Annotated in this window: 19 protein-coding genes; 10 read left to right on the top strand and 9 right to left on the bottom strand. The window is 60.2% G+C overall.

The window, feature by feature from the left end:
• Positions 1 to 14: 14 nt before the first annotated feature.
• On the bottom strand, positions 15 to 1,673 hold the full coding sequence (locus FJ404_05460; GenBank protein MBM3822334.1) for a c-type cytochrome: 1,659 nt from the start codon (positions 1,671 to 1,673) through the stop codon (positions 15 to 17).
• A gap of 346 nt (positions 1,674 to 2,019) precedes the next feature.
• Between FJ404_05460 and FJ404_05455 the strand changes: the two genes are divergently transcribed.
• Genes FJ404_05455 through FJ404_05430 form a run of 6 tightly spaced genes read left to right on the top strand, consistent with a single transcriptional unit; the run spans position 2,020 to position 9,187 of the window.
• On the top strand, positions 2,020 to 2,889 hold the full coding sequence (locus tag FJ404_05455; GenBank protein MBM3822333.1) for a hypothetical protein: 870 nt from the start codon (positions 2,020 to 2,022) through the stop codon (positions 2,887 to 2,889).
• 25 nt (positions 2,890 to 2,914) lie between these two features.
• Positions 2,915 to 5,005 (top strand): hypothetical protein, encoded by a 2,091-nt coding sequence (locus tag FJ404_05450; protein MBM3822332.1) that lies wholly within the window; start codon positions 2,915 to 2,917, stop codon positions 5,003 to 5,005.
• 7 nt (positions 5,006 to 5,012) lie between these two features.
• A complete protein-coding gene (locus FJ404_05445; GenBank protein MBM3822331.1) occupies positions 5,013 to 6,236 on the top strand; it encodes a c-type cytochrome in 1,224 nt (407 codons plus the stop codon).
• Positions 6,233 to 6,883 carry a thiamine phosphate synthase gene (thiE, locus tag FJ404_05440; protein MBM3822330.1) on the top strand — a complete coding sequence of 217 codons (651 nt, stop codon included), beginning with the start codon at positions 6,233 to 6,235 and terminating at the stop codon, positions 6,881 to 6,883. Before FJ404_05445 ends, thiE begins: the two co-directional genes overlap by 4 nt.
• Positions 6,880 to 7,779: a sugar kinase gene (locus FJ404_05435; GenBank protein ID MBM3822329.1), complete on the top strand. Its 900-nt coding sequence runs from the start codon at positions 6,880 to 6,882 to the stop codon at positions 7,777 to 7,779. The genes thiE and FJ404_05435 overlap by 4 nt, the downstream gene beginning before the upstream one ends.
• Before the next feature lie 4 nt (positions 7,780 to 7,783).
• Positions 7,784 to 9,187: a YihY family inner membrane protein gene (locus FJ404_05430; GenBank protein MBM3822328.1), complete on the top strand. Its 1,404-nt coding sequence runs from the start codon at positions 7,784 to 7,786 to the stop codon at positions 9,185 to 9,187.
• On the opposite strand, the gene FJ404_05425 is transcribed toward FJ404_05430, so the two are convergent.
• From FJ404_05425 to FJ404_05395, 7 genes are all read right to left on the bottom strand, one after another.
• On the bottom strand, positions 9,166 to 10,752 hold the full coding sequence (locus FJ404_05425; protein MBM3822327.1) for a HAMP domain-containing histidine kinase: 1,587 nt from the start codon (positions 10,750 to 10,752) through the stop codon (positions 9,166 to 9,168). The two genes, FJ404_05430 and FJ404_05425, sit on opposite strands and share 22 nt — an antisense overlap.
• Positions 10,634 to 11,317: a response regulator transcription factor gene (locus tag FJ404_05420; GenBank protein MBM3822326.1), complete on the bottom strand. Its 684-nt coding sequence runs from the start codon at positions 11,315 to 11,317 to the stop codon at positions 10,634 to 10,636. The genes FJ404_05425 and FJ404_05420 overlap by 119 nt, the downstream gene beginning before the upstream one ends.
• Before the next feature lie 139 nt (positions 11,318 to 11,456).
• The gene (locus tag FJ404_05415) at positions 11,457 to 11,810 is read right to left on the bottom strand and encodes a hypothetical protein (GenBank protein MBM3822325.1); all 354 of its coding nucleotides are present in this window, start codon (positions 11,808 to 11,810) and stop codon (positions 11,457 to 11,459) included.
• A gap of 97 nt (positions 11,811 to 11,907) precedes the next feature.
• Positions 11,908 to 14,073, bottom strand: coding sequence for an ATP-dependent DNA helicase (locus FJ404_05410; protein ID MBM3822324.1), 2,166 nt, complete (start codon positions 14,071 to 14,073; stop codon positions 11,908 to 11,910).
• A gap of 12 nt (positions 14,074 to 14,085) precedes the next feature.
• The gene (locus FJ404_05405) at positions 14,086 to 14,772 is read right to left on the bottom strand and encodes a UDP-N-acetylglucosamine diphosphorylase (GenBank protein ID MBM3822323.1); all 687 of its coding nucleotides are present in this window, start codon (positions 14,770 to 14,772) and stop codon (positions 14,086 to 14,088) included.
• Positions 14,773 to 14,833: 61 nt separating this feature from the next.
• A complete protein-coding gene (locus FJ404_05400; GenBank protein MBM3822322.1) occupies positions 14,834 to 15,178 on the bottom strand; it encodes a hypothetical protein in 345 nt (114 codons plus the stop codon).
• Positions 15,179 to 15,527: 349 nt separating this feature from the next.
• Positions 15,528 to 16,427, bottom strand: coding sequence for a DUF1559 domain-containing protein (locus FJ404_05395; GenBank protein ID MBM3822321.1), 900 nt, complete (start codon positions 16,425 to 16,427; stop codon positions 15,528 to 15,530).
• 837 nt (positions 16,428 to 17,264) lie between these two features.
• Between FJ404_05395 and FJ404_05390 the strand changes: the two genes are divergently transcribed.
• The 4 genes from FJ404_05390 to FJ404_05375 all read left to right on the top strand — a co-directional run bounded on the left by FJ404_05390 (position 17,265) and on the right by FJ404_05375 (position 24,178).
• Positions 17,265 to 17,804 carry an FHA domain-containing protein gene (locus FJ404_05390; GenBank protein MBM3822320.1) on the top strand — a complete coding sequence of 180 codons (540 nt, stop codon included), beginning with the start codon at positions 17,265 to 17,267 and terminating at the stop codon, positions 17,802 to 17,804.
• An 11-nt stretch (positions 17,805 to 17,815) separates the two neighbouring features.
• On the top strand, positions 17,816 to 18,400 hold the full coding sequence (locus FJ404_05385; protein ID MBM3822319.1) for a DUF4230 domain-containing protein: 585 nt from the start codon (positions 17,816 to 17,818) through the stop codon (positions 18,398 to 18,400).
• A 689-nt stretch (positions 18,401 to 19,089) separates the two neighbouring features.
• A complete protein-coding gene (locus FJ404_05380) occupies positions 19,090 to 22,002 on the top strand; it encodes a hypothetical protein (GenBank protein MBM3822318.1) in 2,913 nt (970 codons plus the stop codon).
• Between the two features lie 67 nt (positions 22,003 to 22,069).
• Positions 22,070 to 24,178: an EAL domain-containing protein gene (locus FJ404_05375; protein ID MBM3822317.1), complete on the top strand. Its 2,109-nt coding sequence runs from the start codon at positions 22,070 to 22,072 to the stop codon at positions 24,176 to 24,178.
• A gap of 55 nt (positions 24,179 to 24,233) precedes the next feature.
• Here the strand turns inward: FJ404_05375 and FJ404_05370 are convergent, their stop codons facing one another.
• Entirely contained in the window at positions 24,234 to 25,292 is a 1,059-nt protein-coding gene (locus FJ404_05370) for a 3-isopropylmalate dehydrogenase (protein ID MBM3822316.1), read from the bottom strand.
• Between the last annotated feature and the right edge of the window lie 334 nt (positions 25,293 to 25,626).

The raw sequence follows: 25,626 nt of genomic DNA, 5'->3' as shown, positions 1-25,626 counted from the left end.
GGCGATTTCCAGCCCTACTCGAGCTTCGCCTTCAGTTCCAGGATTCTCCCGGGAGGAGCATAGGAGGACGCGCTGTTGGTGCCTCGCGAATACTCGCAGATAAAGATCGTGCCCTTTCCGCTGAGGTGAATATCAATGGGCCGGCCCAGAGGCGCGAGCAAGGTATGGATGCGGGCCTCATACTGGCCGTTCTCGCCCTTGCGGAGCCTGGCTTGAAGCACGTCGAAACCGACATTGTCTTTCGGAGTGCGAATGAAATTGCCGAAACGCGTGATGAAAAAAGTGCCTCGGTAATCCTCGGGAAAATCGCCGCCCAAGAACACGATGCCGCCCGGCCCCGAATGCGGATCGAACGTGTAAAGGGGCTGGCCGGCAAATCCCCCGTCGGGGCCCAGATTGGGGATGGGGAACGTCGGCTCCAACCCCGGCGGCGGATCCGGCGTGTGCCCGTAGGCCTTTCTTTTCCAGTCGGCAAACTGATAGGGGAAGCCGTAATGCCGGCCTCGCTCGATCAAGTTTAATTCCTCGGGCGCGTCTGCATCCGGACCGTTTTCGGTCGCGAACATCTCACCGCGATCGTTCCAGCAGAAACCGTAGGCGTTGCGAATGCCTCGAGCATAGATCTCCATGGTTGGGGGGGAAGTCTTGGGATCGATCCGCCACAGGCAGGCCGTGATGGGGGTTTCGCCCTCGCCGTGCCATCGGCGATCTTTCCCGGTCTGTCCCGCATCGGTGCGCGCTCCGTTGCCCACATACAGAAAACCGTCCGGGCCAAAGGCGATGTGCTCGACCCCGTGAACATAGGCGGCGTTGCCCGGGTAATTCGTTTGGAACCAGGGACCGGGCGGAGGCACGAGTCCTTTGACGATGGGGTCCGTGCGGTACACCGTGACGATATTCTGCACCGGCAAGGAGGATTCGTTCTGTTGGTTGGAGGCGATGTAAAGCCGGTTCTGCTTGTCCATGGCCAACCCCAGCACGAACAGGGGTCCGCCGAGATCTCCTGGGCGTTTTTCCAGATAGCGATCGCCCCAGAGGACCTGGGTGAGGCTGCCGAGGGAGGGTTCGAGCCGCCACACATCTCCTTGTTCCGTGAGGATGTAGAGCGAGTTTCCTTTCCCGTCGCTGGCCATGCGGACGCCTTTTTGGGGCAGTCGAACCACTTCGCGCAGGGTGAATCCCTTCGGGGCGGCTGGAAGTGGGGGATAGACGTTGGCCTCTTGGAGTTTCTCGAAGGTTGGAAACGCCGTGCGACTGCGAATGCGCGTCACCGTTTCCGGGCCCACCTCGCCCCCGGAATTCCCCCAACTTTGCAAAATGAAGGTGAAGATATCCGCCACCTCCTGGTCATTGGCGACCGTGGGCGGCATGGCGCCGGCGTATTTCTGCCCATTGACCGTGATCTCGCCGGTGAGTCCCTCCAAGACCGCACGAATGCTTCTTTCCAGGTCCGCCGCCAAAAAGTCGGATTTCGCGAGCGGCGGGAACACGCCGGGCACTCCTTCTCCGTTGATCTGGTGGCACGCGAAACAATGCGTGGCATAGAGTTGCCGTCCTCGCTCGATGCGTGAGGCGGGATCGGTTTGGGCCGTAGCCCCGGGTTGTCCCGCGAGCCAAGTGCACAGCCCGCCCACGGCCATTGGAATCCCCAGAGCCAGCCATCGACACATCATGGGTCAAGCCAGCCTGCATTCGTTCCCAGCCGTCAAGGGCGAATGGGTGGGCATGGCTGCTGCGGGTGGATCGAGTCGAGTCACGGTGCGTCCCGATGTTGCCGGAGATGCAGGTAGGGCGCGTCCGTCCCGGCGCGCCGCCGGAGCATGATGTTTTGCATCCCGTGGGCGGCGGGCTGGGACAGGCCCGCCCTACCAACAACATCGGGATACACGGGTCGAGTCAGACTTTGAACATTTGGCTTTGACGGCGCGTCGGAAAGTGCGGTGTTCTTGGTCGTTCCAGACGTTTTCCGGCTTGCCCGCCGGGCGACGTTGCCTGGAATTTGAACTCCAGTTCGCACTCATGAAAAGCACCCTTTATCTCCTGGCATGGACTCTCCTGGTGGCCGCTCCGCTGCAGGCGGCTGATAAACATATCGTCTTGATTGCGGGCCGTGTCAGCCACGGCCCCGGCGATCACGAGTTCCGTGCCGGCAGCTTGTTGTTGCAGAAATCACTGCGCGGTTATCCCGGGATTCAACTGCACGTGCGGACCAACGGCTGGCTTTCTGACGAGGGGCTCCTGGATTCGGCGGCGGCGATTGTTATTTACGCGGACGGCGGAGGGGGGCACCCCGCCATTCAGGCGGACCGCTTGAAACGCCTCGACGCGCTCGCCGCGAAGGGGGTGGGCCTCGGATGCATGCACTACGGCGTCGAGGTGCCTAAAGGGGATCCTGGCCAGGCGATGCATCGGTGGATCGGCGGCTATTACGAACATCAATACTCCGTGAATCCGATGTGGAGTCCTGAATTCAAGTTTCTGCCCGACCATCCCATCGCTCGCGGGGTCAAACCTTTCTCGGTCAAGGACGAGTGGTACTTCAATATGCGATGGGGCTCGGACAAGGTGACGCCGATTCTGGTTGCGGTGCCCTCGGACGATGTCCGCGACGGTCCTTACGTTTATCCCAAGGGCCCGTATCCGCACATTCAGGAGGCCAAGGGGCGCACGGAGACCATGATGTGGGCCTTCCAAAGGCCCGGAGGCGGGCGTGGATTTGGATTCACGGGCGGCCATCGCCATGTCAATTGGGGCAACGACTCGTTTCGCAAAGCGGTGCTCAACGCCTTCCTTTGGATCGCTCACGTGGACGTGCCGCCCGGCGGGGTCGAGTCTTCCCTTACGGAGGACGACCTGAAACAAAATCTCGACGACAAGTCCAAGAAATAGCCAATCTCGACCTCTAGGCCAAGTTATGAAATCGCTTCCTTCTCCCTTCCGGCGCGGATTTGCCCTGGCTGGTTTGGTGCTTCCTTTCGCTTTGCCGACCCTTCGGGCCGCGGATGCCTCCAACCGTTCCGGCATGGAGGCCGCCTTGGAGCAACTCAAGTCGGCCAAAGTAGCGTCCGGTCTCGAGGCCAAACTCTTCGCCACGGAACCCATGGTGGTGAATCCCACCAATCTGGATATCGACTCTCGGGGCCGGGTCTGGGTGACCGAAGGCGCGAATTATCGCGTTTCCAAACGCATGAAGCGGGAGTGGGGCGTGCTGCGACCCGAAGGCGATCGCATCGTCATTTTGGAAGACAAGAACCTGGATGGCGTGGCGGATGACGCCAAGACTTTTTACCAGGATCGGACCATCGATGCGGCGCTCGGCATTTGTGTGCTGGGGAACAAAGTGATCGTTTCGGTGTCACCCTATGTTTTCGTGCTTACGGACACCGACGGGGACGATCGGGCCGACAAGCGGGAAATTCTCTTCGAGGATGGCGGCCAGGGAGATCACGATCACGACTTGCACGCTTTCGTCTTCGGGCCGGATGGCAAACTCTACTTCAACTTCGGCAATGACAGTCCAAAACTGCTTCGCCCCAGCGGGCTTTCCCAGTTGCCTCTGCACGGTCCCATTCCGGATCACACCACCACTCCGGTGATTGACATGGATGGCGTGGAAGTCACCAACAAAGGCAAGCCCTACCGCCAGGGCATGATTTTCCGCTGCAATCTGGACGGCTCCGAAGTGGAAACGCTCGCCTGGAACTTTCGCAATAACTACGAGGTGGCGGTCGATTCTTTTGGCGGGCTGTGGCAATCGGACAACGATGACGATGGCAATCGCGGGGTGCGCATCAATTACGTTTTCGAGTTCGGCAATTACGGCTACGTGGATGAACTGACAGGCGCCGGCTGGTCCGTAGCTTGGAAAAAGGCGCAGGGCAAGGGCGTCCAGGAGGCGGAGCGTCCGGATTATCATTGGCATCTCTCTGATCCGGGTGTCGTTCCGAATTTCATTCAGACCGGCAATGGATCTCCCACCGGCATTCTCCTTTACGAAGGACAGTTGCTGCCGGAGGTTTTTCGCGGCCAGCCGATCCATTGCGACGCGGGTCCCCGCGTGGTGCGGGCTTACCCCGCCACTCCCTCAGGGGCGGGCTATGCAGGACGAATCGAGGATTTGCTGACCAGTGCCGACACGTGGTACCGCCCTGCGGACGTGTGCGCCGCCCCCGACGGATCGCTGTTGATTGCGGACTGGAATGACGCCGGAGTCGGGGGGCACAACATGGCGGACCGCAAACTGGCCACCATGACCGGCCGCATTTATCGTGTCGCGCCTTCCGGACACAAGCCCGTGGTGCCCAAGCTGGACGGGTCCACGGCTGCGGGCGCGGTCAGCGCCTTGCAGTCGCCCAATCTCGCGGTTCGGTATCATGCGTTCACCGCGTTGAAGGCCATGCAAGGCAAAGCCGAAAAGGAATTGGAAGCCTTGTGGAAGTCCTCGCAGCCCGCGATGAGGGCCCGCGCCCTGCATTTGCTGGCGCGGATTCCTGGGAAGGAAAAGAAGTACGTGGAATCGGCCTTGAAGGACGCGAATGCGGACATCCGCATCACGGGGCTGCGCATCGCCCGGTCGCTGAAGCTCGATGTGATTCGATACGGCAAGCAGCTCGCCTCGGATAAGTCGCCCGCCGTGCGCCGCGAAGTGGCCATTGCCTTGCGACACCACAAGAGTCCTGAGGTTCCTGCCCTTTGGGCCTCGCTGGCCATGCAACATGACGGCAAGGATCGATGGTACTTGGAAGCTTTGGGCATCGGGGCGGATCAAAAATGGGACGCTTGCCTGAGCGCTTACCTCGCCAAAGCGGGCTCCGATCTCGCCAGCCCCGCCAAGCGGGATATCATCTGGCGGTCCCGCGGGAAACAAACGCCCGCACTCCTGGTGAAACTCATCGGCGACAAGTCCATCTCGCAAGCCGAGCGTGATCGCTACTTCCGGTCCCTGGACTTCATCAGCGGGCCGGAAAAGGACGCGGCCTTGGTGGAATTGATTTCGACCAAGTAAGATCCGCATGAAGGATCGGTTCCCGCAGTTGGAAGGAGACAAGTCCACCATCCTGCGCGACTCCTTGCGACGGGTGGCGGCATGCCCTGTCCTTGCCTGGGGGAAACGTGCATTTCTGGTTTCATGGGGCTTGGCTCTGGCTGTGGGCGTCGTTCGTGGCGCGGAGAGTTCCAACGATGCGGAGGCGCAAAAGCTGGCCATTGCCATCGAGGCGCTCGACCGCTTGAAGGGCGTCGATTTGGAATCCAACACCGCGGTCAAAAGCGCGGTCTACAAGGTCCTCAGCCAGACCCGGGGACGCCCCCAGTTCCTGGAGATCGTTCGCGACTTCAAGATCAAGGACCAGGACGCCGAGTTGCTTAAGTTGGCCCTGAAGCATCCGGACAACGCCACGGGCGTCGAGTCATTGCGGATCATCCTGGATCATGGTTCGACCGATCTGGTGAAAGGCGTGTTGCAGGGCACCAATGCTTCGCAAGCGATCAGTTTGACCAGGCTCGCGGGCAATACGGAAGCGAACCAAATCGGCGCGTTGCTGCAACCGCTGGTTCAGAACGCCCACTTCGATCCGCCCTTGCGCCAGGAAGCCGTCCGCTCGCTCGCCCGCGTGGAATCCGGCGCCGCCAGCCTCATCGCGTCGGCCATCCAGGGGCGCCTCGTGGAGGACCTGAAACCTTTGGCTGCGGCGGAGTTAAGCAAGATCCGCTGGCTGGACCTTCGGGCGGAGGCTGCCAAGGTGCTGCCTCCCGTCCCTGCCGAAACCGAGAAGAAGCTGCCTCCCGTCGCCGAACTGTTAGCCCGGAAAGGTGATCCTGTTCGCGGCGCCAAGATTTACCGGCGGGACGAGGTGGGTTGCATCAAGTGCCATCAGGTGGGCCAGGAAGGTGTGGATTTCGGTCCGGGTCTCACGGAGATCGGCGACAAACTTGGAAAGGACGCGCTTTACGAGGCCATTCTTAATCCCAGCGCTGGAGTTTCCTTCGGGTTTGAGGCTTGGGCGTTGGAACTCAAGAACGGCGATGAACCTTTCGGCTTGCTTGCCAGTGAGACCGTGGACCAGATCTCGATCAAGGCGCAAACCGGCATTGTCACCCGCTATCCGAAGTCGGAAGTGATCCGGAAAGAGCAGCAAAAACTTTCCATCATGCCCGCCGGTTTGGATCAAGCGATGACGGTGGAGGAATTGGTGGATTTGGTCGAATACCTGACCACCCTCAAGAAGTCGCCGTGAAACCCCTCGGCGATTGCCGGCTCTACACCTTCATCGATTCGGCGTATCTGGAGGGCAGGTTGCCCGTCGAAATTGCGCGCGCCCTTGTGGACGGAGGGTCCGACCTCGTTCAGTTGCGGGCCAAGGACTGGTCTCCGGACAGGATCTTGAAGGTGGCGGAGGCGATCCAGCCGATTCTCCACGCGGGAAGCGTGGGGCTGGTGATCAACGATCATCCCGAGATTGCCCGGGCGTGCGGCGCGGATTTTTGCCACCTGGGGCAAGAGGATTTCTTCGAGGCGGGTCATCGATCTGCCGATGACGCGCGTGGTTCAGGGGCAGTCTGGCGGCTGGGGCTGAGTTCACACGCGCCCGAACAGGCCCTTCGCGCGGTTCAAGCCAGGGCGGACTACGTCGCCATCGGTCCTGTGTATGCGACAGGCACGAAGCCCGGCGCCCTCCCCGTGACCCTGGAGTATGTCCGGTGGGCGGCGGCCAACCTCACGATTCCGTGGTTTGCCATCGGAGGGATTGATGGGGAACGACTCGCGGCGGTGCTGGAGGCTGGCGCCCGGCGGATTTGTGTCGTCTCGGCGATCCTCAAGGCTCCGGATGTGGCTCAAGCTTGCCGTGCCTTTCGGAAACGCTTAGAGTCCAAGGCTACATGAGCGTACTCGTCGTTGGATCCACCGCACTCGATTCCATCAAGACTCCGACCCGTGAGAACCCGCGATTGCTGGGTGGTTCCGCCAGCCACGCCGCTGTGGCCGCGAGCTTTTTTGCTCCGACCAAACTGGTTGGAATCGTGGGGGCGGATTTCCCCCCCCGTTATCGGGCTCTTTACCGCAAGCATGGGATCGATCTGGAAGGACTGCAACAAACCGGGGGCAAGACATTCCACTGGTCGGGCGAATATGAGCTCAACATGAATCACCGACGCACGCTGGCCACCGAGTTGGGGGTTTTTGAGACTTTTTCTCCGCGCCTTCCCGACCGGCATCGAGACACTCCGTATGTGCTCCTTGCCAACATCGCACCTTCCCTTCAGTTGCACGTCCTGAGCCAGGTGAACCGCCCGCGTTTCATCGTGGCCGACACGATGGATCTTTGGCTCAACATCGCGCTGCCGGATTTGCTGCGCCTGCTGAAGAAGATCGATGCCTTCGTTCTCAACGACAGCGAGGCCCGGCAGTTGGCCGGCACCGAGAATCTGCTGACCGCATTGCGCAAGATTCATCGATTGGGTCCGAAGTTTGTCATCATCAAGAAGGGGGAGCACGGCGCCTTGTTGTCCGGGCCTTCGGGTTTATTCGTGGCTCCTGCATTTCCGCTCGAGAACGTCATCGATCCCACCGGGGCGGGAGATTCGTTTGTCGGAGGACTGCTCGGCTATCTCGCCGGCTGCAAAGGCTCCATCGAGAAAAACCTTCGCCAGGCGATCGTGCATGGCAGCGTCGTGGCCTCGTTTTGTTGCGAAGGATTCGGTCTGACGCGAACAACCAAGGTCAGCCGGTCGGACATCGACGCGCGCGTGCGGGCCTATCGTGAGGCGACGGAGGCTTAGTTCCATGGCTGAACCCGCGACCCCAGTGCTGAAGCTCAAGCGTCTGCAAGAGGAGGCTCAAGCCATCCTGGAAGATGACCCTTCGGTCCATCTTGTGCCGGGAGCGATGCCTCCGGCCGGGCGGTCTTTTCTCCAGTTCTGGGTGAGTGTCGGCAAGAGCTACGGTCGAAATCGCTGTCCGTCCCGCGCCTCCGCGCTCGCTTACACCACGCTGCTGGCCATCGTGCCCTTGCTGGCTTTGGCCGTCGGCATCAGCTCCAGTCTCCTCAAGAAACAGGGAGAACGACCGATCGAGGCGCTGATTGAGTCCGCCGTCGCCAAAGTCGCTCCCCAACTGGACTTGGTTTCCAAGAATCCCAACGCCGAGGTGAAGGACGGACGCCGGGAGGTGGTGCAAAGCATCACGCAGTACATCGGAAGAATTCAAAGCGGGGCGCTCAACGTGGGCGGCGTGCTCGGCCTGGTCTTCGTCGCCGTGTCCTTGCTGGCCACCATCGAAACCGCGTTCAACGACATCTGGGGTGTGCCGCGCGGACGCAGTTGGTTTTCCCGGGTGGTGCACTATTGGGCGGCCATCTCGCTGGGGCCGCTCTTCCTCCTGCTCGCCATCGGCGTGACCACCGGATCCCATTTTGCCCTCACGCGGCAATGGATCGAATCGCTACCTTTCGTCGGGGTCTTTTTGGTGTCCTTGTTTCCCTTTGCGCTGTTGAGCCTCGGATTCGCTTTGTTTTACCAGGTGATGCCCAACACCAAAGTGGATTGGCGGGCGGCGCTGGTTGGGGGCGCGGTAGGCGGATGCCTGTGGCAGTTGAACAACCTGGTCAACGTGCACTATGCCTCGAAGGTGTTCACTTACGCGACCATCTACGGTCCGATGTCTCTTTTGCCGGTGTTCCTCCTGGGCCTTTATTTTTCATGGATGATCATGTTGTTTGGCGCCCAGGTCGCCTGCGCCTTTCAAAGCCGCCGGGCCTACGCCATCGGCCTGCAAAGCGATGCGGTTCATCAGAGCGGCCGAGAGTTTGCCGCGTTGAGATTGATGACCGCTTTGGCCTTGAGTTTCCACAAGGGCGAATCGCCCAAGGCCATACGAGAATGGGCGGCCGCACTCGAGATCCCTGAAACCCTGGCGCTGAGGCTGATGCAAATGCTCGTCAAATCCGGTTTGGTGGCCGAAGCCGCCGCCGCGAATCCGACGTTCGTTCCGGCCAGGCCGCTGGACCAGATCACCGTGCATCACGTGCTGCAATCGATGCGGTCCGGTCAGGGCATTGCCATTGCCACTCGCTCCGATCCCGCGCTGGCGCCCGTCTCCAAACACGTGGACGCCGTGCGGCACGCGGAAGCCCGCGCGGCAGGGCAGGTCACGCTGCTGCAAATCGTTCAGGAAACCGGAGCCGCTTGAGTGGTGGGCGCTTTCACACCTGTTTCACCAGCGCTTTTTTCCGAAGCCTCCTTGAGGGCAAGCAGTCCCGCTCCCGTGGAGGAGCCTGGATTGGGCAGTTCGACGGAGAATGAGGAGCCCACGCCCGGCTGGCTGGACACCGTCGCGATGCCGCCGTGCGCTTCCACGATGGCTTTGACCAAGCTCAGGCCCAGACCAAGTCCGCGCTGAGACCGGCTCTTGTCACCGCGATAAAGCCGGGTCCAAATCTTTGGCTGTTCCTCCTCTGAAATTCCGAGTCCGGAGTCGTTGAAACGCACGATGGCCCGCCCGGAATCCGAACGGGCGCTGACGACGATGTGACCTCCTTCAGGCGTGTATTTGACCGCGTTGTCGAGCAAGTTGGCAAACACCTGCCGCAGGCGGTTGCGATCCGCGAAGGCCACGCTGCGGGCGGGCAAGTCCAGGCGAATGCGAAGGTTCTTTTCCTCAGCCACGTATTCATAGAGCTCCACCACTTCCTTGAGCAAGGCGTTGAGGTCAAGCGTCTCCTTGTGGAGCCTCATCATTCCCGCCTCCGCCTCGGTGACATCCATGAGCGTTCGCAAGATGCTGAGCACACGTTCCGATTCCTCAACGCAATCCGCCAGGGCCTCGCGGATGACGTTTGGATCGACGTGTTCTTGAAGGGCCATTTCGGCGGTGCCCCGCAGGCGGGTGAGCGGGGTGCGAAGGTCGTGACCCACGTTGTCGAGCGATTCTCGCATGGCCCGGATCAGAGCTTGATTGCGGTCGAGCAGGGTGTTGAACAAGTCGGCCATCTCGCTCAACTCGTCGTGCGAAGAATGGGTGGGCACCCGCGAGTCAAGATTGCCCGTGCTCAGAATCGATTGCGCGGTCTCGACCACCTGCCGCACCGGAAGCATCGCGCGCCGGGCGATGAGCCATCCCGCGCCCAGACTGAACAAGATCATGCCGCCTCCGACCCCGAGAAAGACGCGCTTGAAGGGTTCGAGCACGGCGGTTTGGTTTTGCGAGCTTCGCCCCACCAGCAGCAGCGAGCCGTCATGGAGGGCGGTCGAGGAAAGGGCCAGTTCCCGCTCCTCATTGACGGGAATGCGAATCACTCCCACCCGGCGACGCCAGCCCTCAAATCCTGTCTCAACCTCTTTCACGGTGATCCATTCCGGAGGGACCTCGGTCAAAATGATGTCATTCCTCCGGTTGACCAGCCGCACAAAGAGACGCCTCTGGCTGCCGGTGGAGGCGTCCCGATTGACCGCGCTTTGCAACGCCGGAGCCCCTCCCGCGCGATAAGTGACCGCGTATTCCTTGAGCTTCGCTTCCAGGATCTCCGCGTCCTTGCCTACGATCGCCGAGACCAGCAGGTAATAGGCGAGGAAGAAGAGCGCCCCCGTCCCGACGGAGAAAAGCCCGGCGTGCCAGAGAGTGATCCGGACGCTGACGTCACGCCGGAGCCGTTGGAGCAGGTTTGAGGACATAGCCGACGCCACGCAACGTGTGGAGTCTTGATTTGTCGGGATCGATTTTGGCGCGCAAGCGGTGAACCAGGACATCCACAACATTGGTCTGCGGATCGAAACTGTAATCCCAAACGTGTTCCAACACCATCGTCTTGGTGACCGTCCGTCCCGAATTCCGCATGAGATATTCGAGCAGGGCGAACTCGCGGGGCTGCAGCTCGATTTGTTCCTGGCCTCGTGTCGCCTCCCGCGTCAGCAAGTCGAGCGCGAGATCTCCGCACACGAGCAGATTCGGCTCCGCGGGACGCGTGGCGCGCCGGATGAGCGCCTGGACGCGCGCCAACAACTCCGAAAAGGCAAAGGGCTTGGTCAAGTAGTCGTCCGCCCCCGCCTGCAAGCCCCGCACCCGGTCGTCCACCGTGGCTTTGGCGCTCAGGAACAATACGGGGATCTTGATTCCTTTGGCGCGCCAGCGTTGCACGAGGCTGAGGCCGTCCAATTTGGGGAGCATGATATCCACGATCGCGGTGTCGTAATCGGTCGTCAGGGCCAAACTCATGGCTTCCTCGCCATCGGGGCACGCATCCACCCCGAAGCTATGCTGTTTCAAGCCTTTGACGATGAACGACGCAATCTTCGGATCGTCTTCAACCACCAAGATTCGCATGCGCCGCCCATGATGCCCGACCGTGTTCGTACAGCAAGATTGAAGGAAACTCTTTCATGCACCCGGTGCGACTGCACGCTGGCGGCCGGGGGAGGCTCCGCTGAAAGCCCGCCGCTCGTGAAATCGGGCGGCAGACATCCTAGGCCGTCCGAACCCGCGCCATGGCCCCCGGGCGGACGACCATGGACGGTTCGGAAAGGCAGGATGGCTGCCGCCCGATCTCTTGCGGACGGACTTCCTGAAGAGCCACGGGAAATTGAAGTTCAGCCGGAATCACCGGGCGCCGGCGCGGCGGCTTTGATTGAATCGCCTGCGTGGGCGAAATGGGTTCCGGACTGAGAGCGGTGTCCAGGAACTCGCGATGAACGGTGTGGCCCAACGCGGCGCACACCAGAACTCCCAGGATTCCATAGCGAATGCGGTCCAGCAGGGCGCATGCTTCCTGGCGGAGCAGGGGACCCAGAGCGCTGGTTTGGGATCGCGGGGGTTTCATGTCAGTTCCATTCCACTCCTGCGAAATGTCCCCCCGATTACGCGTTCATGACACTTTGGTAATACGGATGAAGTCCGGCTCGCTCTCGATGCGAACCTTACACGATTTCCACTTCGCATTCCGGGATCGAATCGAGGAACGACTTGCCATATCCCTTGGTGAGCACGCGGTTGTCCAGGATGACCACGATGCCTTGGTCGGATTTCCGACGAATCAGGCGGCCCACGCCCTGGCGGAACTTCAAAATGGCCTCGGGCAGCGAAAATTCTCCAAAAGAATTGCCCCCGCGCGCTTCGATGTTCTCGACGCGCGCCTCGACCAAAGGATGATCCGGCACCGCAAACGGCAGCCGGGTGATGATGACGTTGGAGAGCGCCTCGCCCGGGACGTCCACCCCTTGCCAAAAGCTGTCCGTGCCGAACAACACGGAATCCACGTCTTCCTTGAATTTCTCGAGCATGGTCGAGCGCGGGGTTCCCATGCCTTGCACAAACACGTTGACCCCCAGTTCGGCGAAAAACCGATCCAGGCGACCGGCCACCTCGTGCATCAGCTTGAAGCTGGTGAACAGCACGAAGGCTTTCCCGTGTGTCTTCCTGACGAAATGTTCAATCCAATGGGTCAAGGACTTCGTGTATTCCGCATCGCGCGGGTCCGGCATGCGATTGACCACGTAGACCCGCATCTGATGCTTGTAATCGAAGGGAGATCCGACTTGCAGCGCGCGGATCTTTTCCGCGCCCACTCGTCCCGTGAAGTAGGCCAGGGGCGCATCGGGGGAAGGTGCGGGCAACTCCCGCCGGACCGGGCGGGTCGGCGCTTGGCCGGGGGAAGGCTGGGATGACTCGCGCTCGCTCGCGATCGTGCCCAGTGTGGCGCTGGTCATCACGACCGAGGTTTGGCCTCCAAACAAACGCCGCCGCAAGTAGCCGGCCACATCGACGGGCGCGGCATTGAGGGACAGAATCTGCTGTCCTTTGCCCGCGCGCTCCACCCAATAAACCAAGCCTTCCTCGGCCTGGCTGAGAAACACCGCCGTGGCTTCCTTGAGTTCTCCGAGCCGGCGATTGCATTCGATCAACTCCAGGCCTGCTTCCTTATCCTCGCTGGATTCGATCAGTTTCCCGATCGCCTCCCGCACCCGCTGGATTGGAAGCGTGACCGTGTCGGGGATCAAGTCGGGCCGCCGGATGCGAAGCTCGGACCAGGAGCGGCGAGGGGCGCCGGCCTCTCCGGCTGCTTTCTCGCGCAATCCGGGGGACTTTCGAGCGCTCCGGGCTTCCAGTTCATCGCAGGCTTGCTCGACTGCCTGGAAGAAGGAGGCTCCCGCCTCCATCAACTCGTCCACCAGTTGAACCGGCTGGCTTTTCACGAGGTCCGCCAGAAGGCCCTTTCCGGAGTTGGGATTCCAGAGCCGTTGAGCGGCGTAACGCAGTTGAGTGTTGGAGACGCTCAGGCCGCTGTGGCGCGCGGCCACGCTCTCGACGGTGTGGGCTTCATCGAACACGACGAAGTCGTTCTTGAAAAGGATGCCGCTCGTTTGTTCCTCGTCCACGCCCGAAAGCATCGTGAAAAAAAGCGTGTGGTTCAGGACGAGCACGTCCGAGGAAAGGATGCGTTGCCTGACTTTTTGAAAAAAACAGGGGCCGTGATCGCGCGCGAAGTCGCTCGTGGCCCCGCATCTCTTGGGCGTGCAGATGCCGCGCTCGGAGCAGACCTGGGTCCACACCTTCGGATCCGGTTCGATTTCGAAGTCGGACAGGCTTCCATCGCCGGTGGTCTTGGCCCATTCGGCGATGCGGTGCAACTCGGCGGTTTCGGGCGAGGTGAAGAGCGTCGAGGCTTGTTGCAGGGCTTTTTGAAGCCGGCGGGTGCAGAGATAGTTGGATCGCCCCTTCAGCATCGTGTAGCGGAAGGGGACTTCGAGGATGCGGGAGAGCAGGGGCAAATCCTTTTCGATCAGTTGTTCCTGCAAATTGATCGTGTGTGTGGAAATGACGGCCTTTTTACCCTCCTGCATCGCGTAGAGGATGGAGGGGATCAAATAGGCCAGGCTCTTTCCCACGCCGGTGCCGGCTTCCACGACCAAGGATTGCTTGGACATGAGCGCGCGCGCCACTTCCACCGCCATGCGCTGCTGTTGCGGGCGGTATTCGAAAGAACTCGCGCCGGACAAAAGGCCCGTCGGGGAAAAGATCGCCTCCACCTTGTCCACCAAGCTGGATGCCGCGCTTTTCCCGGTCTCATCCAGGAAGCCGATCATGACCAGTCGGTGCTACACGCCGCGCGGACGACGGACCACGACTTCGGATTGCGCCTTGTTTTTCACGATCATGTTGGCCGGGAGAAAGCCCCGCCAATTGACGCCGGGATAGAGCAGGCAGCCGCGTCCGAGAATCGATCCGGGGTTGAGCACGCTGTTGCAGCCGATGTCGGCGCTATCGCCGATGAGCGCTCCGAACTTTCGCAGACCGGTGTCAAAAGGGACACCGTCCTTCTCCACGGTGACGTTACCCGGCACGACTTTGAGATTGGAGAGGATGACGCCGGCGCCGAGATGGCTCTTGTAGCCCAGGATCGAATCGCCCGCGTAGTTGAAGTGGGGCGCGACGGCATGGTCGAAGAGCAGGCAGTGCTTGAGTTCCGTGGAATTTCCCACCACGCAATCGTCGCCGATGATGACGTCTTCGCGGATGTAGGCGTTGTGGCGGATCTGGCAGTTGCGTCCGATGAGGGCGGGGCCCTTGATCATGACGCCGTCTTCCACGACGGTGCCTTCGCCGATGAAAACGTTCTCGCCGATGAAGGCGCGGCCTTCGCAGCGATTGTGAAGTCCTGGCTTGAGATGTTGGCGGAGGTAATCCTTGAGCCTCTTCAATCCATCCCAGGCAAATTCGCAGCCTTGGAACAGGGCAGCGTGGCGGGTGTGATTGAGATCGAACAAATCGGACGGCGCATACATGGCTGCTAGGTTATGGGAACCCCCGGCTCGGGCAATCCAAATTCGGCCTCGCGAGCCTGGCTCAGGGCAGGGGTGACTTGCAGATCGGGCAGCACACTTTGTCGTCAATGACCAGATTACGTTCGAGGTAAAACTTGCCGCAGGCAGGGAGGGGGCATTTCTTGGCGCGCGCAGTTTGGCCGCTCTTGCACTTCGGACACGCGAAACCACCGGCGGGATCGGTGCCTGCCCACTGGTTCACCTGTTCAAGGCTCACCGTGAAACCCTCCCGGCATTGGAGGCACAACCAATGGGCGCCTTCAGGGAAATCTTCGCTCTGGCGCTGCTCGCGGACGTAATTTCGCAAGGCCAGAACGCTGCCCGCCAGGAGGGCCAGGGCCAGGGCGAGGAGAACGGTATTTTTCATCGAAAGGTCAGGATGAACCTCGAAGGGCTGGAGTCTGGCGCCGCCGGGCGATCAGGCAGCGCGGGAATGGAAGCCAGCGCAGGCGAAACTTCCAAGAGCCTCTAGCGGGTCAATCCCGGTGCCTCCCCGAGTTGCCGGACCGCGCCGTTCACGGCGCTTCCGCGCGCGCGAACCCACCCGCGGCGATCTCCTCCGGGTCGATGGCCCGCCCAGTGGACATGCCTTCGCCCTGGCAACACCTTTGCGCCTCGGGCTTGCCGTGCTACTTCGACAACCCGCCTTGAAGCGGCTTGAACGCCGTGCCTGTCAGCCCCGGCGCGTGTCAACGACATCCCGCGGATGCCCCGGGTCACCACGCCTCCTTGTGAGGCAGATTGTCGTTGTTCCATTTCTTGCGCACGTTTTCATCGCGGGCGACCAGTCGCATTTGCTTCCAGGATTCCACGTGTCCATCCGTGAACAACACATTCGATCCAAGACTGTGCCGCCGGCTCGGCCATTCGCCTGCCGGATTGGCAAAGGTGCCCGGATCGGAGGGATCGGTGACGCTGTCCCAATTGTTGTCGGACTTCGTGTCCGTGATGGCGATCATGTCGCTGGGCACCAGGATATCCGTGTCCTTGATGGGCCTGAGTTGGGGATCGCCCAGGCCCAAGTGGCTGCCCAATCCGAGCGTGGCTCGCGAGCTGTTGCGACCGCCCTCTCCGACGCCCCAATCGTTGTAGCCATAGGTGAACCCGGTTTGATTGGGAAGGATGTTGAATGGGAAAGGGGGTCCCTTGGAAGGGTTGTTGGTCCAGTGATAACGCTGCTTTTCCGTGGGGCAGTTGAAGACCACGTGATTGCTGCTGAGGTAAGGGAGCATGCGTGGGGGCCAACTCACTTTGCCGTTCAAGAGGGCGACCAAATCCCCGGCCTCCTGCACACTGCCCGGATACTGCCGGGTTTCGTCGACGTAGAGAATCAGGGCGAGGCCTTGCTGTTTGAGATTGTTCAAACACGCGGTTTGCTGCGCCTTCGCTTTGGCTTTGGAAAGCGCGGGCAACAGCATGCTGGCGAGGATCGCAATGATCCCGATAACCACCAGAAGTTCGATGAGGGTGAACCCGGCGCGAATCGCGCGGCTGGGGCCGGGGATCATCCGGGGCTCGGGGCCGGGAGGAAGGGATCGAAGCGATAACCTTTTCATACCAACGAGGAGTTGCGTGTCATCAAGGTAACCCAGTGCTCCTACCACCTCCGGATTCATGCGGATAGCAGTTTTTCGATTCGACGGGGTTGCTGCCGACACGTGCCGTGACGTGTCCGACTTGCTGCACTCCCAAGCACCTTTTGTCTGAATGCGGATGCCCACGGCCATTCGACAAGAACGGCGACGGCATTTCGGGTGACTTCCTGGAGGCCGAGGGATTGATCGACATCGCGAAGTCCTGAACCGCTTGAACTGATTTGTTCCGGTGGATGGACGGCTCTCACGGAGGCACAGAGACACGGAGAGAAAGGATTCGAAGCCCGTCTCACTCACGACGTCACCGGTTCAAGCATACCTCCCCATCTCCGTGCCTTCGCGGCTCCGTGAGAGCCCGTTCCATTTTTGTCTCATCATTCGATTCGAAGATTGAGACAGGACAGACGAGATGCCGATGCTTCATCGCTCTTAGCCAACATCGACCTGGACTGGGTCCCTGCTTGCCGCGCAAGATTTCAGAGGGGACCTGATGACGATCCTTGACGATGAGGTATGCGATTGGATCTTCGACGAACTCTCCTGGTGGGAAGGGTCGCCCCAGGTCGAGAATGACCTTTTCCTGTTTCCCGCTGCGATTCCGAGGGATCCCTGCCTTCGTCGGTGTTTCCCCGTTGAGGTCAACAGGGATTCACGTCTGCCAACGGCGGGGATTTCGAGTGTGGAGTCTGAGGATTCAAAGGTTCGCCTCCCGCTCCCAAATCGTTTGCCTCCAGAGGTGTAACGTTGCTGCGCCCACTTGGCGGCCAAGTTGTCTTTTCGTATGAGCACCAAGGATTTGCTAGAATTCCGTTTGACTTGCCGGACTTCGTGAAGATAATTCGCGGACCGAAACCTTTTATGCCCAAACTCGTCGTACTCAGCGATGGCCACGCGGGAAGGAGCTACGAGCTCACGACGGAGAAAGTGACGATTGGGCGTGTCGAGGACAATACTTTCCAAATCGCCGAAGCTTCGATTTCGAGCCATCATTGCGAGGTTTTTTTGCGTGGTTCGGACGTGGTCATTAAGGACCTAAACTCGACGAATGGGACCTTCATCAACGGCGACAAGATTTCGGAGTCGGTTTTGAAACCTGGCCAAACCTTGCGGCTGGGCCAGGTGGATCTGAAGCTCGACACGCCGGCAGCTCCGGCGGCTGCGCCAGCGGCTACGGCTGCGGCTGCGAAGAAATCGGTTGAGTCAGGGCCCAGTCAAGGGGTGCGATTGGGCGAGAGTGAGAGTGTTCCCAAGAGCGTTGCGCTCGACAAGAATCCCGGTTTCGCGAAGAAGAGCAACAAGGCCAATCTCATTTTTATTGGAGTCGGCGTCATCCTCGCGCTCGCCATCATCATTTTCATCGTCCTCTCGGTTCTCCGTTTCGGCGAGATCGGACAGTAGAGGAGGTTGCCATGGGGCGCCAACGGGCCGTCTTTTTCGCCGTCATCCTGGCGCTGGTGCTGGCGTTTGGGGTGTTGCTGGGCCTGTTGCTTCCTCCGCTCGGCCCTGTACTTTCCACGCGTCCGGGAATCAATGCATCCGTGGTGCTGACCCAGGTGCAGGGATTATCCCATTTGGTGACGGTAAAGTATGTCTTGGAGAAAGTGGTGATTCTGGAGGACGTCAAGTGGTATGGGGAGAATCGCCTGCTTCTGCTTGCCCACGGGGTCGTCAAGGCCGGGATCGATTTGGGCCAGATCAAGCCTGAGGACATCGTGATCGAGGGCCGGTCGATCCTGTTGCGACTGCCTCGTGCCATGGTGACCGATGCCTACCTGGACGAGAAAAAAACACGGGTGATTGAGCGATCCACCGGCCTGATGCGGACGGCCGACGCCAATCTGGAGCAGAATGCCAGGCAGCAAGCGGTGAACGACATCCGGATTGGGGCGCGAAACAGTGGGATTTACGAGGAAGCTGAGGAACGAGCTCATTTGCAACTGCGAGCCATGCTCACCGCCCTTGGGTTTGAACGGGTCGATTTTAAGACGCAATAAGGGTGCGTGACTGTTCACGTCACCGAGGGGTGGCGGGGAGAGGTTTGACGCTGCCGGTTGCAACTCACGATTTCCGCCCAGGCTACCCGCGGAGCCGTTGTTCTCAGCAAGAGGGTCATGGAATAGATTCCCATCTCACCATTCAACAGTGGCTGGATCTGCAACGGTCGGACCCTGTTCGAAAGTCTTATCGCCCCTTCGCCAATTGTTGAATTGTGAGATGCGACCCCTCAGGCGCATTCGACCGAGAGAAGGATTCGGCGGTTCAAACTCGAGATCTCTGTCCCCTAGAAACTCTAGAAACTTGACGAATCTGACGTGCTTTCGTGAAAGCAGGGATTGTTCTCGCGCAGAGGCGCAGAGATCGCAGAGTTCGAGATGAAGCAGGGGAGACGATCCAAGATTTCTGTCCCCGACAAACTTGCATTCTGCTGGGGCGCACCGGGCGGTCGGATGGCTCTCACGGAGGCACAGAGTGACGGAGAGAAAGCATTCGAAGCCCGTCTCCCTCACGGGATCAACGGTTCAAGCATGCTTTCCCATCTCCTGGCCTTCGTGGTTCCGCGAGAGCCTCTGCATTTCAGTAAGTGACATTCCATGATGATGAGGTTTCCGCAACCGGGTCCTTTCGACCCCATTGATTCTGCTCTGTGGGGCGGGGCACAAAGAGCTTGTTTTCAGGCGGGTCGATGCGAATGATGCGTCCGTTTAGCGTTTCAGTTCCAACTTCCATGAAAGCATCCGACGCGAATCCACTTCGCACTCTTCCCAAAATCTTCCGGCTGCCGCTCCTCGGGGCGGTTTTTGTGCTCTTGGTCCTGGGATTTTCCCGGGCGCTGGCGGTGCCTCCCACGATTTCGGTGATCACGGATCGATTCGTGACGGAGGACACTCCGGGGGAGCCGATCCCCTTCACGGTGAACGATGCCGAAACTCCAGCGGCGTCCCTCCGGGTGGCGTCGGTATCCTCCAACACGCAACTCGTGCCTTCCGGCAACGTGATCATTTCAGGGACGGGCGCCGAGCGGTTTCTGACGATCATTCCCGCCACGAACGAGGTGGGCGTGACCCTCATCACGGTGAGCGTGTTGGATGGCGAGAATTTAGCGGCGAGCACCTCGTTCCAATTCAAGGTGTTTAATTTGAACGATCCTCCCACCATTGTGGTGACGAACAAAGCGGTCCGTGCGGAAGCAGGCACCCTGGTGAGTGTTCCCTTCAAAGTGCAGGATCCCGACGGGGTGAGCAACCTTGTGCTCATCGGGTTTTCCTCGAACTTCGCGGCGGTATCGGACACGAGTATTTTCTTTGGCGGTTCCGGATCGGATCGACTGGTGATTTTGAATCTGCCCGCGACGGCGGTGGGCACCAGCCGCATCACGCTTTCGGTGGCGGATCCCCAGGGCTTGAATGCCAGCGATTTTTTTGATCTGACCGTGACCGGTCCGCAGACGAAACCGCCGGTCATCGTGACCCAGCCGACGGATGTCGCGGTGGCTTCGGGCTCGCCGGCTTCTTTCAGCGTCGTCGCCACGGGGCAGGGGGTGTTGACCTACCAGTGGCAGTTTCGGGGCGCGAACATTCCGGGAGCCACGAGCGCCGTCCTCAACATCCCCATCGTCAGTCCGCTGAACGCGGGCGAATACCGAGTCACCGTGTCGAACAGCGCCGGTTCCGTGACGAGTTTGGCCTCGACACTGAGCGTGCAGACGCCCCCGGCGATTTTGGTTCAGCCGCAAAGCCAGACTCTCGTGGTGGGCACTCCTTTGCTGTTGAGCGTGGAAGCGGCGGGGGTTCCGCCCCTGGGCTACCAATGGGCATTTAACGGAACAAACCTGCCGGGCGCATCCTCACCCTTCTTCCAGATCCCGGCGGTGGAGTCCACCAACGCAGGTTCCTACTTCGTGGTGGTCAACAGCAGTTCGGGGTCCGTCACGAGCAGTGTGGCGGTGATTACGGTGGCTCCGCGGGCCAATTTGTCCCCGATTGTATCCATGTCGAGCCCCTTGAATGGCACCCGCTTTTTTGCGCCCAAATCGATCAAACTTTCGGCCAATGCCAGCGACCTCGACGGGCAGGTTGCCAAAGTCGAATTTTACGCCGGACCTTCCCTGTTGGGCAGCGCCCAAAGCGCCCCTTTCAGCCTGGTCGTTTCCAATTTGCCACCGGGCACCTATTCGATCGTGGCCGTGGCCACGGATAATCGTGGCGCGACCACCACATCCTCAGGGGTGACGATGACCGGAGTTTCCACGGGTCCGACCACTCCAGGACAGCCGAATAGTGCGTTCAACCCTTATATCGGCCCGAACGGACCGGTGTTGGCCGCCGTTCCAGACGGGCAGGGTGGATGGTTCGTGGCGGGCGGATTCTCGACTTATGACGATGTCTCGCGAGGGCGCGTGGCCCGGATTCGCTCGGACGGGTCCTTGGACGCGGGATTCAATCCGTCGGCGGGAGCGAACAATTCCGTTTTCGCGCTGGCGCTTCAAGCGGATGGAAAGCTTCTGTTAGCTGGCGCTTTCGATCGGGTTTCCGGGGTGTCTCGTCCGGGATTGGCGCGATTGATGCCGGATGGATCGCTGGATTCCAGTTTCGCTATCGGCGCTGGAGGTAATAATGCCGTGTATGCCATTGCATTGCAGAGTGACGGCAAGGTTGTGGTGGGGGGTGCGTTCACTCAATTCTCGGGACAGCGCCGGAACGGTTTGACGCGACTGAACACGGACGGGAGTCTGGACTTCGGGTTCGACAATCTCGGGATTGGGGGGGGGTTGGTGACCCGGGTTTCGGCGCTGGCCATTGACGCGGGCGGGAACATTGTGGCGGCGGGTGATTTCACGGAGGCCGGCGGGATTCCGCGCAACCGGGTTGCTCGATTCAAGTCCAATGGGACACTGGATGCGGGGTTTGATCCGGGTGCGGGCCCCGACCAGGCGGTGAACGCGATGAGTTTGGGAAAGGACGGCAGTGTGTTTGTGGCGGGAGCGTTTGGGCAAGTGCAAGGCCAGGCCCGGGGTGGGGTGGCGCGCTTGATGATGAGTGGTGCGCTCGATCCTTTGTTCAACCCGGGTGCTGGAACGGACGCGGCGATCAATGCCGTGGCGGTGCAGGCTGACGGCAGGGTGATTGTGGCGGGAGGTTTCACCAAGGCTTTCGGCCAATCGCGCGCGGGGGTGGCCCGCCTCACCGCTCAAGGGCAACTCGATCCGAGCTTTGATGTAGGCAGCGGCATCGCGGGCGGGTTTGTTCCCAGGGCGAACGCCCTGGCTCGGACCCAGGACGGCTCGATTCTGGTGGGCGGAGATTTCCGGCAAGCGAACGGATTCAACTACGCCTACGTCGTTCGATTACATGGCGAGGCCGACGCCACGACAGGAGGTGGAGGAGATTCGGCGAAGTTTCTGGGATTAGTGGCCTCGGGAGGTTTTGTGGAATTGACCTTGGAGGGCAAGGCCGGCCGATCCTACATTTTACAGGCCTCACCAGATCTGGTGAGTTGGATTTCCCTCAAGACGAACACCGCACCCGCCGATCATTTTGTGGTGACCGATTTTGCGGGAGGGATTCCAGCGAGGTTCTACCGGGTTTTGAATCGATAGAACCCCGCAGGCAATCCTGCCGTCGGCGCGACAGACCGTTCCGCTCACTCCAAGATGCGAGGAGAGGATGGGCGGTGCCCCGCTTCGTGATGTCTCCATGAATCCACGCAAAATTCTGATCATTGAGGACATTCCGGAAGTGGCGGACCTCATGGAATCAGCGTTGCGGGGCGAAGGGATGGAGGTTTGGAAATCGGCCGATGCTGAAGGCGGGCTGGAGCTGGCGCGGCGCGAGGGATTCGATCTGGCGTTGGTCGATTTGGTTTTACCCGGGATGGATGGATTGGAGGCGTGCGCTGTTTTCCGGTCGGAGCCCGGTTTGACTCGCGTTCCGGTGATCATGATGACGGGACGGCAGAGCACGGAGGACAAGGTTCGGGCCTTTGCCTTGGGGGCGGTGGATTATATCAACAAGCCCTTTGTGATTCCCGAGGTGCTGGCGCGAGTGCACGCAACCTTGCAACGCAAGGCACGTTTCGAAGAATGGGAACGAGCCCACCAAAAGGAGAACGCGCGCACGCACGAAGAAATGCGCCGATTGGGCAGCGCGGTGGATCATGCAGCTGACGCCATCGCGATCGTGGCGGAAGACAACCGGGTGCTTTACAGCAATTCCTCGTTCGCGGCGATGTTCGGAGGGTTCTCCGCCGGCGTCGAAGGGGTGTTTCCATTGGAACGGCTCGAACTTGCGGAGGACGGGTGGTCCACGTTATGGGAGACCTGCCGGTGCGGGCGATCCTGGTCGGGTGAGGTTCCGGTGAGGAGTCCGGGGGGCGCGGTGTTGTTTTGCCTCTGCCGGGCCAGTCTCCTCACGGGCGGTGCAGAGGTGGTGTTGTTGTTCACCGATTTGACGGAGCGCAAGCGGCTCGAGGGCGAATTGCTTTACCTTGCCAATCATGATCCCCTGACCGGGCTGGCGAATCGGCGTTATTTTTCCGAACAGCTCGACCAGTTCCTGGAGACGAGGCCCGCGAAGGGCTACGTATTCTATCTGGATTTGGATCAATTCAAAGCGGTGAACGCGGCCGCCGGGTTTGAAACCGGCGACCGGTTGCTGAAGGATGTCGCGGGGATGATTCAGTCCGAAGTCAACCCGACCAATCTGGTCGCGCGGTTTGGAGGCGACGATTTTGTGGTCTTGATGCGGGAGGCGGACGCGCAAGAAGCGCTGGCCTTGGCTCGTCGATTGGTCGAGCGCTTCGACCGGCATCGTTTCTTCGACAAGGGACGAGCCTATCCGGCAACCGCCAGCGTGGGAGTGGCCCAGGTGCGGAGCGGAAGGACGGCGGAGGATCATTTGTCGGATGTCGCCTCGGCGTGTTTTGTGGCCAAGGAGCGGGGGCGGAATGGGTTTGCCGAATTTCAGCCCGATGAACAGGCGTTGCGGCAGTTGGACGCGGAGTCGCGATGGTCCGTGGCCATCAAAGATGCGTTGCGCGAGGATCGCATGGAGATTTGGCTGCAACCGATTTTGCCGGTTCGCGAAGCCATCACCCGGGTGTATTTCGAGGTCTTGCTCAGAATGCGGGACACCGGAGGGGAGCGGATTTTGCCCGGTGCCTTCATGATCGCGGCCCAGCGTTTTGGCAACATGGCGCTCATAGACCGGTTTGTGATCCGGAGGTCGATTCAGTTGTTGCAAGCCCATCCCAGCTTGCATCTGGCGATCAATTTATCCGCACAGACATTGGGTGATCCCGAGTTGCCGGACTTTCTGGAGGAAAGTTTTCGGGAAAGAGGGGTGGACGCGGCGCGGGCCTCGTTCGAAATCACCGAAACAGCCGCGATCCAGAATCTGGCGCAAACGCGCCGGTTGATCGATAGGATCAAGCAACAGGGCAGCACTTTTGCCTTGGACGATTTCGGGTCAGGTTTTTCCTCGATGACCTATTTGCGGGATCTGCCGGTGGATTATGTGAAAATCGAAGGCAACTTCATCAAGCATCTGGATCAGGACGCGGTCAGCCGATCTTTGGTTCGAGCCATGCATGAAACGGCTCATATTTTGGGCAAGCAGACGGTGGCGGAATTCGTCACCAACCCGCAGGTATTCCGGCATGTGGTCGAAATCGGGCTGGATTTCGCCCAGGGCTGGCACATATGCGAGCCGGCGCCGCCGGAGCAATTTTTGAGGGAGGGTTTCTCAGGCGTGAGTCCGATCGTGCAGTCCGCTTGATCTGCCGTCGAGAGGAGGTCGGCGTGGCTCCCTCTTGGCGGGCGTTGGGCGGGGATCAGAGGGCGGCGGCGACGAGGTCTCCCACTTGTGAAGTGGAGTAACCCATCTTGCCCGCGGCGAGAGACTTGATTTTTTCGCGGGTCGTTTTGATGACCGCGGTTTCGATGGCCTTCGCGGCGGCGGACTCTCCCAGGAAATCGAGAAGCATTTGACCCGCACAGATGGCCGCGAGCGGATTGATGACACCTTGATTCGTGTATTTCGGCGCACTGCCGCCGATCGGTTCAAACATGCTGGTGCCGGAGGGATTGATATTACCGCCGGCGGCGATTCCCATGCCGCCCTGGATCATGGCACCGAGGTCGGTGATGATGTCACCGAACATGTTGTCCGTCACGATCACATCGAACCATTCGGGATTCTTCACGAACCACATGGTGGTGGCGTCCACATGCGCATAGTCCCTTTTGATGTCCGGGAACTCTGCGGCACCGACTTCATGGAAGGCTCGCTCCCAGAGATCGAAGGCGAACGTGAGCACGTTGGTCTTGCCGCAGAGCGTCAGCTTTTTGTCCTTGTTGCGCTTGCGCGCGATTTCGAAGGCGTAACGCAAACAACGCTCCACACCACGGCGCGTGTTGATGCTTTCCTGGACCGCGATTTCGTGGGGCGTGCCTTTGAAAACAAATCCGCCCGATCCCGTGTAGAGCCCCTCGTTGTTCTCGCGCACGACGACAAAATCGATGTCGGATGGTCCTTTGTCGCGCAGCGGGCAGAAGCGGTCGTCGTAGAGTTTGACCGGGCGAAGATTGATGTATTGTTCGAGCTCGAAGCGTAGGCGCAGAAGAATTCCTTTTTCGAGCACGCCGGGTTTGACATCGGGATGGCCGATGGCGCCGAGAAGAATGACGGGGAATTGGCGCAACTCGGTCACGACACTGGCGGGCAAGGCTTCGTTCGTTCGAAGGTAGCGTTCACCACCGAGGTCGTACGGCGTGTAATTCAGTTTGAAGCCGAATTTTGGGCAGGCGGCGTCGAGGACTTTGATGGCTTCGCGAACCACCTCGGGCCCTGTGCCGTCTCCTCCGATCACCGCGACATTGTAACTCTTCATGCAGTTTTGAGATCAGTCCCGTGCGCCGCGAATTCCGACCCCATGGACCATCCCGCAGCCGGGTTCGCGAACAAGGACTGCGGATGGTATCGGGTGCGATTGGACAGGCAAGGATTATGTCGGGGAGGCAACAAAATACATAGATCGCAGATGCGAGCTCTATTCTAAGCGAAACTAGATCAATTCGTGGTTATTTATAAAACCCACGTGACCATATAGTTGCATTAGTCGTTCTGAGAGAAAAGCTCAATAGGTCCGAAAAAACCCACAGTTCAAGATTGACTCCTCGGCCCATTTGGTGGCAGTCTAAACCAAAACCAGGCATTTGGTGGGG

The sequence above is a fragment of the Verrucomicrobiota bacterium genome (assembly GCA_016871495.1).
Lineage (GTDB): Bacteria > Verrucomicrobiota > Verrucomicrobiia > Limisphaerales > VHDF01 > VHDF01.
The sequence above is the reverse complement of the archived record's forward strand: the minus strand, read 5'-3'. Positions and strand labels throughout refer to the sequence as shown.

Excerpts from the sequence above, each read along its gene's own strand:
- FJ404_05450 (MBM3822332.1), top strand. The coding sequence starts at position 2,915 with ATGAAATCGCTTCCTTCTCCCTTCCGGCGCGGATTTGCCCTGGCTGGT.
- FJ404_05420 (MBM3822326.1), bottom strand. The coding sequence starts at position 11,317 with ATGCGAATCTTGGTGGTTGAAGACGATCCGAAGATTGCGTCGTTCATC.
- FJ404_05395 (MBM3822321.1), bottom strand. The coding sequence starts at position 16,427 with ATGAATCCGGAGGTGGTAGGAGCACTGGGTTACCTTGATGACACGCAA.
- FJ404_05390 (MBM3822320.1), top strand. The coding sequence starts at position 17,265 with ATGCCCAAACTCGTCGTACTCAGCGATGGCCACGCGGGAAGGAGCTAC.
- FJ404_05435 (MBM3822329.1), top strand. The coding sequence starts at position 6,880 with ATGAGCGTACTCGTCGTTGGATCCACCGCACTCGATTCCATCAAGACT.
- FJ404_05415 (MBM3822325.1), bottom strand. The coding sequence starts at position 11,810 with ATGAAACCCCCGCGATCCCAAACCAGCGCTCTGGGTCCCCTGCTCCGC.
- FJ404_05385 (MBM3822319.1), top strand. The coding sequence starts at position 17,816 with ATGGGGCGCCAACGGGCCGTCTTTTTCGCCGTCATCCTGGCGCTGGTG.
- FJ404_05460 (MBM3822334.1), bottom strand. The coding sequence starts at position 1,673 with ATGATGTGTCGATGGCTGGCTCTGGGGATTCCAATGGCCGTGGGCGGG.
- FJ404_05380 (MBM3822318.1), top strand. The coding sequence starts at position 19,090 with ATGCGAATGATGCGTCCGTTTAGCGTTTCAGTTCCAACTTCCATGAAA.
- FJ404_05425 (MBM3822327.1), bottom strand. The coding sequence starts at position 10,752 with ATGTTGTGGATGTCCTGGTTCACCGCTTGCGCGCCAAAATCGATCCCG.
- FJ404_05370 (MBM3822316.1), bottom strand. The coding sequence starts at position 25,292 with ATGAAGAGTTACAATGTCGCGGTGATCGGAGGAGACGGCACAGGGCCC.
- FJ404_05455 (MBM3822333.1), top strand. The coding sequence starts at position 2,020 with ATGAAAAGCACCCTTTATCTCCTGGCATGGACTCTCCTGGTGGCCGCT.
- FJ404_05445 (MBM3822331.1), top strand. The coding sequence starts at position 5,013 with ATGAAGGATCGGTTCCCGCAGTTGGAAGGAGACAAGTCCACCATCCTG.
- FJ404_05375 (MBM3822317.1), top strand. The coding sequence starts at position 22,070 with ATGGGCGGTGCCCCGCTTCGTGATGTCTCCATGAATCCACGCAAAATT.
- FJ404_05400 (MBM3822322.1), bottom strand. The coding sequence starts at position 15,178 with ATGAAAAATACCGTTCTCCTCGCCCTGGCCCTGGCCCTCCTGGCGGGC.
- FJ404_05410 (MBM3822324.1), bottom strand. The coding sequence starts at position 14,073 with ATGATCGGCTTCCTGGATGAGACCGGGAAAAGCGCGGCATCCAGCTTG.
- FJ404_05405 (MBM3822323.1), bottom strand. The coding sequence starts at position 14,772 with ATGTATGCGCCGTCCGATTTGTTCGATCTCAATCACACCCGCCACGCT.
- FJ404_05430 (MBM3822328.1), top strand. The coding sequence starts at position 7,784 with ATGGCTGAACCCGCGACCCCAGTGCTGAAGCTCAAGCGTCTGCAAGAG.